Raw genomic sequence first — 11,438 nt, 5'->3', positions numbered from 1 at the left:
TGGAAATTGTAGTAATGAACGAACAGCGCAATCCACTGACGAACGCTCAGCCGACTGCCCACCCACGAGTTATGGAAGCGGTCGACTCGCATTTTGAGGATGTGAAACCACTTTTCGATCAGGTTTCGGTCCGTATAGTCAACCCGACCGCTCAGTCCTAATCGAGAGAAGGCAGTCCGATAGCCGAACTGATCGACCAGAAACACCGTGTCTTCGCAATCGTGTTTCTCGACGACTCCGTGAAGGAACGCAGCCGCCGGATCGGTTCCATATCTTTTGAACAGCTGTACGTCGAGGAGCAACTTAGTGTCAATGTCTATTGCAGCGTACAACCAAGACCACTCGCCATTGATTTTGACAGCGGTTTCGTCGACGGCGACCCGCGACGGCTGCGCCGTCGGCGGGTCCGAAACGCTGTCAGCCAGTCGATGTACCGACTGGAAAATCGCCTGGTGAGAGCGTTCAATGCCTAATTCAGCGAGGATCGAAGCTGTTTCTCTGAGTGAACAACCGGTCGCGTGAAGGCGGACGGCGAACGCCCTGACGGGCGTCGCTGTCCGCTCACGCTCCCAACATTCTTCTAAATCCACTGCAAAGCAGTCATTGAGCAGGTCTGCGAGCATTCTAACAAACCACTCAACGACCTGCTCACTTCTCAAACTGGCTTGACTAGACAGTGCCGTCTGGATTAGGCCGGGTGACTGTCCGAGCATGGACGAGCAACATGGCGGCATCCAGCCCCGGGCACGGTGGCCCGGGGCACTCTGCCTGCTACCTATGTAGAACCCCTTCGATGGCATCGTCTTCGAATCGGCTCCGCAGTGTGGCCTCGATCCAGCACCACGAGCCGTCGGCGTGTCGAAACCAAACTTCGACGGTTTGGGACTCATCCGGGATCTACAGAACGGCTTCGACCGCGTCGGCATTCCGTCCCCAGTCGTCGGGATGAACGAACTCGTATCCGGAGTGTCCGACTAACTCGTTCGGATCGTAGCCGAGGATTCGCGTGACAGCAGGGATCACGTACGTTATTGTTCCGTCAGTATCGATGATCGTGGCAACGTCGTTCGACTCTTCGACGAGCATCCGAGACCGGCCCATCTGGTTTTGTTTCGAGTTCCCGGAGTCTCAGTGTCTGCTATTGGTCAGCTGTTCTCGGCAGGCGGTCCCCGAACGGATGAGTCGGCGGACATCCGGGGGAGACTCAATACGACGCCAGTACCACGTGAGGAGTTATCTACGAAGGTGACTTCGCCACCGTACAGCGAGACAGTCCAGTAGACGATCCAGAGGCCAAGTCCGGTACCGTGCTGGAGCGGTGTTTCCTTGCCCTGTTTGATCGTTTCCAGCTCTTGATCAGGAATCCCCGGTCCGTTATCTATGATTTCGATGTCGACCCAGTCTTCAGACTTCCTTTGCTTGGATGGTGTAGTGGTAATCGTCACCTCAGGAACCGACTTATTGTTGTGGGCGACAGCGTTGTCTAGTAGTTCTTCCACTGCCAACCTCAACCGACTATCTGCTCGAGCGTAGAGGGGATCAAGCTCATCAAGTTCGATTGAGACAGTCGGGTGCTCTTCAGAGAAGGCTGTGACGACATCGCTAACTAACTCCGTCACGTTGATCGCAATTTCAGCAGACACTTCCTCTTCGAACAGTGAGCGCACAGTTCCGGCTTTGTCACTCAGAGTCGCCAGCGCGTCCGCGCGTTCTTCGATCGGCCGCATATGGTCCTGCAGTCTATCGTCGCCTAGCGAGTCGCGGAGTAATTCGGCTCGGCCTAAAATGATATTCATTCCGTTCTTGAGGTTGTGGCGCAAGACGCGATTGAGAACGTCGAGTTGCTGTTTTCGCAACCGATAGTTCGTCACGTCGGATTCAATCGCGACGAAGTGCGTTATCTCTCCGTCGTCGTTCTCTATGGGCGAGATCGTCTGTTCGACGTGGTACAACTCACCGTTTTTGCGCTGATTGATGAGATTTGCATTCCACTGCTCGCCCGAAAGAATTGTCTGCCACATCCGATCGTAGAACTCTTCGTCCTGTTTGCCTGATTTGATAATGCGGGGGTTTCGACCGACTGCTTCTTCACGAGTATAGCCGGACCGGGCTTCGAACTTCGGATTTACGTACTCGATAGCTCCTTCCCTATCAGTGATGAAGACTGCATGTCCTGCGTTTTCGACAGCCTGTTTGAATAATTGGCGGTGGTGAATCGCCAGACGTAGCTTGATTTCACTGTTTTAGCGATTGCTTGATGTTGTGAACCGCACACATCAAGACGAGTTCACGAAATTCACCGTACCAAGTTCGCGCACGCACGGCGTCGCCGAGCGTGCGCTTGATCGTCGAGTAGACGGTCTCACACATCGCTCTCTGGCGGTATCGAGGTCCATCGATCCGCGCGTTATGCGCGTGATCGATGGGCCGGAACTCACGATGTTTGATCAGCGGTCTTACGCCCTCTTCGCGGAGTTTCTCGCGTAAATCCATCCAATCGTAGCCTTTGTCGGCAGCGAGGCTGGCGATGTCGCCCGCGTTGCGGAGGGCGACCTGCCAGCCGAGCTGCGTGTCGTGGCGTTTCTCAGTCGTACAGTGAACGTCCAGAATCGCTTGGCTTTCTGTGTCGACGAGCGCAGTTGTTTTGAGCGTCTGAACCCGGTAATTTGTCCGGCGACAGTAGTGCTTGCTAGCGTTTTCTCGGTCGAAGAATGTCGCGTCAATGGCGGCGTGACCGCTCGGGTCGTGCAGCTGCGCCGAGAGGCGCAGCAGCACTCGCCAGAGTGCTGTCTTGATTCTGTCAAACCACTTGACTAGCGTCGAGTGATCGGGAAGATCGGCCGCGTTGAGGCCGATCTCCCCGAGTATTTGTGGCATCTCGCTCAGCAGATCCAACGCTTCTCGGTAGGATTTTCCCAGGTAAACCCGCAGACAATGCAGCGACACCACCGCATACTCGGCGAAGCCGCCACCCCCTTCGGGGGCGGCGACTTCGCCTCGCTCACCAACAGCATTTTTAGCTAACTGAATGACTTTGCTCGTGAAGCGGGAAATTTTCGACATGGATCATCGGCGATTTCCCGCTTCATCTTCCTAGTTCTAACGGTCGAAGCCGACGCTGTCCAGCGATTCACCAGAGCCTTTGATTTCTATACATTAATCAATCCAGCGAGGCGTAGATAGTTTTCTCATTTTTGTCGGCATACAAGTCTGAGTATAATTTAATATAGATATTTGAAGACAGATAGAAATTTTGATCATCAAATAAGGTATTTTCCGAACCGGAGTTGGTGAATTACGTTCTAATTCCCACACATACAAAAGCTCCTAACACTCAGATTCAGCGTGTTGACCCCGCGACATTATGACCACGCTCCGAACACGAGAAGAGGTCGCCATCACGGGGTCCCAACGAAACCACAAACCAGACACCGCCAACTAGAGTGGCACGCATCGACGTTATAGACGCAGATCCCCCACATTCGGCAATGTACCTCACGAGTTTCTAACAAAAATATCTGATTCGTCCGCGTGCGTAAAAACAACGGTAGCTTTCCCCTCAAATGTGTGTACATAGTACGAGACTGACCTCAAAGAGATCTTCGAGTAGTGTTACACCCCTGAGGAGCGTTGACCATTGGGATGCTCGATAACGACTTTCGAGATCCCGACCTGAATCGATACGTCGACCGGTTTTTCGAACACGAGCCGCGAGTCGGCGTCATTGGTGACGCGTACGAACCCGACGATGTCGATGAATACGTCGCTGCCGCTCGCGAAATCCAAGCGAGCTACCCCGACGCAGAGTTCGTCATCGTGCCCAAGTGCAGGGAGGTGATCGAGATGATTCCAGACGATATCGTGCTCGGCTACTCCCGGGGCTACGCTGATCGGCTGGCCCACGAGTTCTCCGAGCCGACCGACTGGCGTGGCCGACGCGTCCACATCCTCGGGGGGAGCCCACCGAAGCAGCTTGACGTCATTCAGCAGTTGACCCGACCGACGCTCACGAATGACCCACCCGCAGATATCGTCGGTGTTGACTGGAACGGACTCCATCGTGGCGCGCAGTTCGGAGAGTTCTGGACAGCCTCCGGGTGGGACGACAGCGGCCGGGACGCTGACCACGTCACCGTTCGAAAGACCGTTCGTCACGGACTTGGTCGACTCCGAGAGTTCTGGCAGGGACACGGCGTCTGGCCAGATTCGACACCACAAGTAGCCGGTCTGGATGTGGAATACGAGGGGCCATCACCGAGTGATATCGACGGTGCTGCCTGTACTGGATGCGGAGCGAATGTCTGGAGAACCCCTCGTAGTCCCTTTGTTGCCGAGTATGATACGGGAGACGTCTGTGGATACTGCAGCTACGACTGCTACTTCTCGCATCGCCATCGGAACAATCTCGAGGAAATAGCCAGCCAGCAGAGCGTCTACTTCCCACCGGCGTGACTTGGTGACTGTTTTTCGAGCCCCTGAGAGGGCGAAGGCTCCATCGAGAGTCTTCGTCCAGAGGTGAATTCCAGTGAGTCAGCGACAGTATGCGAACAACGTCTCGGTCGATGAGATTCCAATCGATATTTCGAACACACAGTCCGGGGAAATCGATCCAGGTGAGGTTCCTGCGGAGATCGAATCTATCACCCGTGGACTAGCGAGTGAACAGCCGCCGACGAACCCACTCGTCGTTCTCAAAGCGGCTCGCTGGTGGTACATTCACGGCAATGGCGGGTCCGATCCCGCGTTCCGATGGGCCATCGAGTGGGCACAGCACCTCGCGACCGACGTACCGAGCGACATCGAGCGGTTCGACGCGTATCTCGAATATCTCGTTACAGTCGGGTTCGCGGACGAACCACACGAACTCCGGTAACTCTCAAGGGGAGCTGTTTTTCACGCCCTGAAGGGTGCGGCGCGTTCTGAATTGATGCGGTTGCGGTGAACTCGGTTCAGTGAAATTATGGCTACGACCAGTGACTCGTCGGTCTCCTTTGACGAGACCGACACGCAATCCGACGAGATGAACAGCACCATCGAAGCATGGATAGACGACCTCGTTGACCACGTCGACGACGCACAGACCAGTGAGGAGTTCATGGAGTGGCTCGATGTCCAGAGCCGCTTCCACGACTATTCCTACCGAAACACGCTCCTGATCAAGCGCCAGTGCCCCGAGGCGACACGCGTCGCTGGCTATCGGACATGGCAAGAAGACTTTGACCGGCACGTTCAGGAGGGAGAAAGCGCAATCTGGATCTGGGCACCGATCATCACGAAACAGTGCCCGGAGTGCGAGAACTCACCGAGCTATCACGAGAACAGTGACTGTGACTACGACCAGACACCACTCGAGGAGTGGTCGGAGGGACTCGTTGGGTTCAGACCCGCATCGGTTTTCGACATCTCCCAGACCGACGGGGAGCCGCTTCCGAAACTCGATACGGAAGCGACCGGCGACGCCGACGGCCTCGTCGATCGGTTGACCGATGCCGCGGATGAGCTTGGTGTGACGATTCGGATCGTTCCGGAAGCGGAGTGGACGCACGGTGAGGCAAAGGGTATCTGCGAGCAGCTCAGTCTCGTCGATTTGCAGCCACGCGTGAAAGTCCGCGACCGAGAGAACGACGCCGATCTCGCGCGGACGTTGATTCACGAGTACGCGCACGCCCTGCTCCAGTTCGACGTCGACGACGATACCGAGCGGTCGAAACGCGAAGTCGAGGCCGAAGCTGTCGCGTATGTCGTCGGGCGGTACTGCGAAATCGACACCAGTGGTTCGGCGTTCTACTTGGCTGCCTGGGAGTCGGATGATCCCGAAGTCGTTCGAGAACGTCTCGGACGAATCAGCCGAACGGCAGCGGAACTCATCGACGTTCTCGAAGAATCGCCTGCTAGCTAATTCGGTTAACCAACAGATCGCCGGGAACCAGCCATGTCGTTGGTTAAGTTTTTATGCGCCCGCCGAGGGGCGGAGGCGCGTTCAGACCTCCGTCGAATCATGACTGACGACTATCTCACGACGGTCCTCAAGGAAGCCGAGCACGTCGCCGAGCGGCACGACCAGGTCGCTCGAACGGTGGATAACCAAGCCCACGAGTACCTTCGCTACGCCGTCCTCCGGGTGCTCGAAGGGCAGGCAGACCACCTGCCGACGGACTGGACGCCGATGGACGGCATTACTGTCGGTTACGGCAGCGACGGTGCGATGTTCGACAGCTGGGGCTCCAGCGTAGACTGGTGGGAAATCGTCCCGCCGCAAGAAGCGTGTACCCGCTTCCGGGTGTTATTCCCGGACGACCACCAGACAGTTCCACGCACCATCGTGGACATGATGGGCGCGCTCGGTGCCTGGCGCGTCTGGACCGGCAGCGCGGCCGCGTGCGGCTCCTACGACCATCGCGAGCGCCGCGAGGTCCATTACCTGTGGCCGGAAGGCCATCCGGTGGAAGAAGTACTCCACGAACGGCTCAGTGGCCCTGCGGAAGCCGTCGCTCCGGACGGGGGCCGAACGGGCGACGTTCGCGACCGGCTGGTCGTCGACGAGAGCGCACATTCGGAGAATGACCTCGAACCTCGTACCAAGCGTGCCGTCAACGAAACGATGGATGTCTCGCTCCTCTCGAAAGGTGGCCGCTACGAGGTACAGTCCGCGTCCGGCAACAGATACGAAGTCGACGTCATCGACGAGTCGTGTTCCTGTCCCGACTGGCAGCAGCGCTCGCCCGAGGGTGGCTGTAAGCACCTGCGCCGCGTCGATCACGAAATCAAACGGGGCCGTGTTCCCCGACCAGACGGTCGACTCCCGGCTAATGCGGACTGAGCCTGGTTAACCGACAGGTCACTTCTATCACCGCCTGCGTTGGGTAACGCAGACAGTAGCTGACCTACCCACCATCACGGGAGTTCCGCAGTCACGTCGACGAGCTGCTCCTCGGTCTGCCACCGATACAACCGTCCGTCCTGGTCGAATAGCTCGAAGACGCCGTCTTGCATCCAGCCGAAGGGGTGGTCTTCGTCCTCGTACTCTCGCTTGAGGACGTGACTCTTCGCGAAGTACTCCGTCGTGCCGACGAGCAGCCCCTGCTCAACGAGGAAGTCGCTCGGTTCCTTCTCGGCGACGCCGACGAGGTATGTCACGATGTCGGCGATCAGGCAGAACTTCTGGATGCTGTTGTCCCACTCCCCACGGATGTCGACCATCCGGAAGGCGTAGGCGTCTTGCCGCCGATTCAGTCGGTCGACCACGAGGTTCAGCCGGCGTATCGGCTCCCTGTCGTAGTTTCCCAGCACGAAGTACGACCGGTCGTTTTCGTAGACGGGCGTCAGCTCACTCAAAGCGTGGAGAATCTCCTCGTTGTCCGCCAGTGAAATCTTCTCCTTGTCGAGTTGGTCCTTCGCACTCTTCAGGACCTCCTCGGGGACGGGCGGCTCCTCGTCGGACATACATTGTCTCTCTCAGCGCCACACGATATGGTTTATGGAGTAAATTACCAAGTAATCCACTATGGTTTACTCTGTGGTGGTTTACTCAAGAGTAAACTACTTGCCGTCAGGGCGTGTACAGTGTCGTATGAGCACCGACTTGGGGACTGCTGAAGGGATGGAATCTCGCGAACTCGTCCACTTTGTTACCCAACAGACGCGGTTCGCGCTGATCAACAATATCCTTCAGCATCCCGAGCAGCTCCCCTCGATGTACGAACTCGAGGAACTCAACCCCAGCGTGAGCGACGCTACTGTCTACAAACACATCCAGAAGCTGATCGACGCAGGTATCGTCAAAGAGGTCGCCCTCGATGACGATCAGCGCCGGCAGGGCTACCCCTGGAAGTTCTACGGGCTCACAGAGGAGGGCCGAACCTTCCTCGACGAGCACAACCTGCTCGCTGCGGAGGAGACGCTCCAGCAAATCTACGACACTATCACTGACAAGCCCAAGAAGATGGTCAAGTACGAGAACGCCCCCCGCCCGGACGGCGCGTAACTCCTGCAGAATCAGCTCCGTGTCAGCACTCGATCAGTGTTCGATTTCGTAGTCAGCCGCCAGCTTCTGGAACTCGGACCACTCAGGAAGCCGGTCGTCGTCGCAGTCGCCGTGCGTCTCGAGATACCGGAGCAGAGCGTGGGTTTCGTCTTCGAGGCCATACGTCGCCGCCTGCTCTCGGAGGTCGTCCTCGTCGACGTCGACGTGGCTGAGCAGGAGGAGACAGTACGAGCGGTGGCGACTGCCGTCGTCGATGAGCAGCGTGTGACAGCACAGCTCCGCCGGCGAGACTACGTCGATTTCCTCGGAGAAGAGGTAGTAGCGGTGGCCGGTGAGCAGGAACTGGAGGTCGAACACGGCAAACCGAGCGAGGCCGGTTTCGTGGAACCCCTCCACGTCGATCTCCGTCTCGGTCTGCGCGAGAAATTCGTTGTAGTTCTCCCAGAGAATCGTACCCTTCGGGGCGACGGATTCCAGGCGTTGGCGGTGTGAATGGTGTACAAGTTCACGAGCGAATTCGTGGAGGTAGTCAAAGTCAGCGTTGAAGTCATAGCGGCCCTCGTCCGACCCGACGAGACCACGGTCGCGAAACCGCTTCAGGATGCGGTTGACCGTGTTGCGGTAGTTGTCGGTCCGGTCGGCGATGTCGGCGACAGTTCGCGGCTGGTCGAGGTAGTACAGCAACTCAAGTACCTTGCCGGTCAGCAGTTCGGGGAAGTCGATATGGGAGTGTTGGCGGACGAGGTCCTGGTAGCGTTCGACGGCGCGAGCATCCGACGGGATGACTCGTTTTTGTCGGCCGTCGCGCTCCGTGTAGACGAGCCCCTTCTCGACGAGGTCGCCGACGGCACGAGAGAGGTAGCTCTCGCTGTGGTCGACTTTCGTCGCGAGTTCGGAGATCGTGTCGCCGCGGTCGACCGTGGCGAGGACCTCGAGTTCGATGCGCTGGAGCACGGTGTAACATAATACGAAACTTATATATAAAGAAGTTTCAAGTAGTGTTACAGCCAGAATCGCGAGAACCGCCTCCATCGTCTTAACCAACAAAACTATGGATTAGCGGATTATCCAATACGTGATGCCGAGATACCACCTCGTTGGTTACAGGAGCAGTTCTGTCGCCGTGTTTTACTGGAAATAGTGGTGTGGTGGCTGGCAATCTCGTCTCATCAGCTCGTCGAACACGAGTAGACGTTGGTGCTACTCACGGTTGGCAATTAACCAACGAGTGAACAGCATTCTTCTCCACGTTGGTTAACCTACCCAGGATGTCTGACGGGTGTCCGACCCCACTATTTCCACTAATACACTTACACGATGAGAGCTAGTGGCTCTAGCCACCCACTCTCCCCCCACTATTTCCAGTAAAACTAGTGACGAAGGTCTCCCGAACTCTCGAGTTGCTTTCTTTCACTAGAACCAACTACAATAGCAACCTCGATCTAGCTCTCCTACGGATTAACTCAAACGCTATCGGTATAAACTTTTCTTTAGTTTAGTGTTCCTGCTCACTAGGTGGCTCTCTTTCGTGGTGCTTTACTGGAAATAGTGGGGAGAGGGTGTTCCGTCATTCTCGTCAGCTGTTACCTCCGCAGTCTACCGGTTCGTGTTCTGACCGAGTATACTGGAAACAGTGGGGTCTATCGAGTATATAAAGAGACGTTTACTGGAAATACTGGGTCCCTGTGGTCTGTCTCAATCGTGACTTGCTACCTGGAGTCACCGCGAATTACTGGAAACGACGGGGTGGGTCAGTCATCTGCGTTCTGCTCTGTTTACTGGAAATAGTGGGGTGGGGTAGTTCCTCGAGAGTCGGGTGTTCAGTGTTCTCTCCTCGTGACAGTCAACACGATATTCTTCCTATAGACTGGAAACGGCGGGGCCGATATCGAATAGTGGAACTCACGCCCCATGGCGGTTATACTGGAAATAGCGGAAACGGTGGTCGAAACAGTTATAATTCTAGCCTGAATCAGTCGAGGACAATATGACTCCCCGATTTCAGCCGGACGATACGCTGTACAAACGGCGGAATACACTCAAAGTCGAGTACGTTCCAGACGACATCGTCGGGCGGGATAACGAGATCGAGGAGTACGAAGCGGCCCTGCAGCCGATCATTAACGGTGAGTACCCCGACAACATCTTCATCTACGGCAAGACTGGCGTCGGCAAGACCGCTGTGACGAACTTCTTACTGAACGAGCTTCTGGAATCAGCGGAGCATTTCGAAGTTGACCTCTCTGTCATCTCGCTCAACTGCGACGGTCTCAGCACGAGCTACCAGGCGGCGATTAGTCTGGTGAACAATCTCCGAGAACCTGAGCACCACATCGCCGAAACTGGCCATCCCCAATCCAAAGTCTATCGTCTTCTCTGGGATGAACTCAACAAGCTCTCGGGGACCGTGATCATCGTCCTCGACGAGATCGACCACATCACGGACGACACGTTCCTCTACCAGATTAGCCGTGCCGACAACAACGGATACATCGACAACATTCAGCTGGGCCTCATCGGGATCAGTAACGACTCGACGTTCCGAGAGCAGCTCGATGCGAAGGTTCAGTCGTCGCTGTGTGAAACCGAGATTTCGTTCCCGCCGTACGGTACGGAAGAGCTCCAGAAAGTCCTCGAACAGCGGGCAGAAATCGCGTTCCACCAGAGCGCTCTCGAAGAGGGCGTGATTCCGCTGTGTGCAGCCCTTGGCCGCCAAGATGGTGGTGACGCCCGACGAGCGATTACACTTCTTCGGAAGGCGGGTGATCTTGCACGCACCGAGAACGCGGATTCAGTTACGACCGACCACGTCGAACGCGCCCAGGAGAAACTCGAGGCACAGCAGAGCATGGACATCATGCGCGACCTCACCGAACACGAGCAACTCACACTCTACGCGCTGACAACGCTCGCTGCCGAGGATGCTACCCCTGCCCGGTCTCGGATCGTCTACCAGCGCTACAAAGAACTCTGCGAGTTCCAGGGCCGAGATCCACGCACGGCCCGGCGAATGCGCAGCTTCCTGTCTGACTTCGAGATACTCAATCTAACGCTCTCGCACATGGAACACCGTGGTCAGGACGGCGGGACGTACCGCGAGCACGAACTCAACCGAGACATCGCGACTGTCGTCGACGCGCTACAGACGATCATCGGTGAATTCGGTGCCCACCGGAGTATCATCGAGTACCTCCCCGACTCTGGTGAAGAATTTACAACTATCTGAGTCACCCGTGTCTTCGTATGTTCCAGATATGGGTCTATACTCTCACATATACAATTATGTATGGCACGTATCGTATATATATAGGTATACTACGTGTTTATATCTGTTTTCTTAGAATTATCTCGTCAGTATCTGGTTCCACATACTCGTCTATCGTTCCGACGGTTCCGTAGCCTCGGTTGGCGTAAAACCCAATGGCCGTTTCGTTGAACGCCGAAACGAGTAGGA

The 11,438-nt window shown here is 56.3% G+C and carries 11 protein-coding genes and 1 pseudogene; 6 read left to right on the top strand and 6 right to left on the bottom strand.

The window, feature by feature from the left end:
• The 4 genes from GJ632_RS13750 to GJ632_RS13735 all read right to left on the bottom strand — a co-directional run.
• Window positions 1-623 (bottom strand): IS6 family transposase (locus GJ632_RS13750; protein WP_191453261.1); only part of this gene is annotated, 623 nt, incomplete at its 3' end.
• 274 nt (window positions 624-897) lie between these two features.
• Complete coding sequence (locus tag GJ632_RS23860; protein ID WP_231751564.1) at window positions 898-1,086, bottom strand: PAS domain-containing protein; 189 nt, start codon at window positions 1,084-1,086, stop codon at window positions 898-900.
• A gap of 59 nt (window positions 1,087-1,145) precedes the next feature.
• Window positions 1,146-2,216 (bottom strand): PAS domain S-box protein, encoded by a 1,071-nt coding sequence (locus GJ632_RS13740; protein ID WP_343161186.1) that lies wholly within the window; start codon window positions 2,214-2,216, stop codon window positions 1,146-1,148.
• A gap of 19 nt (window positions 2,217-2,235) precedes the next feature.
• Window positions 2,236-3,063, bottom strand: coding sequence for an IS5 family transposase (locus tag GJ632_RS13735; RefSeq protein ID WP_191453259.1), 828 nt, complete (start codon window positions 3,061-3,063; stop codon window positions 2,236-2,238).
• 567 nt (window positions 3,064-3,630) lie between these two features.
• Between GJ632_RS13735 and GJ632_RS13730 the strand changes: the two are divergent.
• The 4 genes and pseudogenes from GJ632_RS13730 to GJ632_RS13715 all read left to right on the top strand — a co-directional run.
• Window positions 3,631-4,452 (top strand): annotated as a pseudogene (locus tag GJ632_RS13730) (DUF6610 family protein); the annotation flags it as partial.
• A 73-nt stretch (window positions 4,453-4,525) separates the two neighbouring features.
• Window positions 4,526-4,873, top strand: coding sequence for a hypothetical protein (locus GJ632_RS13725; protein WP_343161184.1), 348 nt, complete (start codon window positions 4,526-4,528; stop codon window positions 4,871-4,873).
• 87 nt (window positions 4,874-4,960) lie between these two features.
• Window positions 4,961-5,899 carry an ArdC-like ssDNA-binding domain-containing protein gene (locus tag GJ632_RS13720; protein ID WP_191453258.1) on the top strand — a complete coding sequence of 313 codons (939 nt, stop codon included), beginning with the start codon at window positions 4,961-4,963 and terminating at the stop codon, window positions 5,897-5,899.
• A gap of 99 nt (window positions 5,900-5,998) precedes the next feature.
• On the top strand, window positions 5,999-6,820 hold the full coding sequence (locus GJ632_RS13715; protein ID WP_191453257.1) for a hypothetical protein: 822 nt from the start codon (window positions 5,999-6,001) through the stop codon (window positions 6,818-6,820).
• 74 nt (window positions 6,821-6,894) lie between these two features.
• Here the strand turns inward: GJ632_RS13715 and GJ632_RS13710 are convergent, their stop codons facing one another.
• Window positions 6,895-7,443 carry a hypothetical protein gene (locus GJ632_RS13710; protein WP_191453256.1) on the bottom strand — a complete coding sequence of 183 codons (549 nt, stop codon included), beginning with the start codon at window positions 7,441-7,443 and terminating at the stop codon, window positions 6,895-6,897.
• Between the two features lie 127 nt (window positions 7,444-7,570).
• Here GJ632_RS13710 and GJ632_RS13705 point away from each other — a divergent pair, with 127 nt between their 5' ends.
• Window positions 7,571-7,984: a helix-turn-helix transcriptional regulator gene (locus GJ632_RS13705; RefSeq protein ID WP_191453255.1), complete on the top strand. Its 414-nt coding sequence runs from the start codon at window positions 7,571-7,573 to the stop codon at window positions 7,982-7,984.
• A 33-nt stretch (window positions 7,985-8,017) separates the two neighbouring features.
• Here GJ632_RS13705 and GJ632_RS13700 read toward each other — a convergent pair whose 3' ends face one another.
• Window positions 8,018-8,938 (bottom strand): MarR family transcriptional regulator, encoded by a 921-nt coding sequence (locus tag GJ632_RS13700; protein WP_343161185.1) that lies wholly within the window; start codon window positions 8,936-8,938, stop codon window positions 8,018-8,020.
• Between the two features lie 1,033 nt (window positions 8,939-9,971).
• On the opposite strand from GJ632_RS13700, the gene GJ632_RS13695 reads away from it, so the two are divergent.
• On the top strand, window positions 9,972-11,210 hold the full coding sequence (locus GJ632_RS13695) for an orc1/cdc6 family replication initiation protein (RefSeq protein WP_191453253.1): 1,239 nt from the start codon (window positions 9,972-9,974) through the stop codon (window positions 11,208-11,210).
• The last annotated feature ends 228 nt before the right edge of the window (window positions 11,211-11,438 follow it).

Source organism: Halogeometricum sp. CBA1124, assembly GCF_009741955.1.
Taxonomy (GTDB): Archaea; Halobacteriota; Halobacteria; order Halobacteriales; family Haloferacaceae; genus Halogeometricum; species Halogeometricum rufum.
The sequence above is the reverse complement of the archived record's forward strand: the minus strand, read 5'-3'. Positions and strand labels throughout refer to the sequence as shown.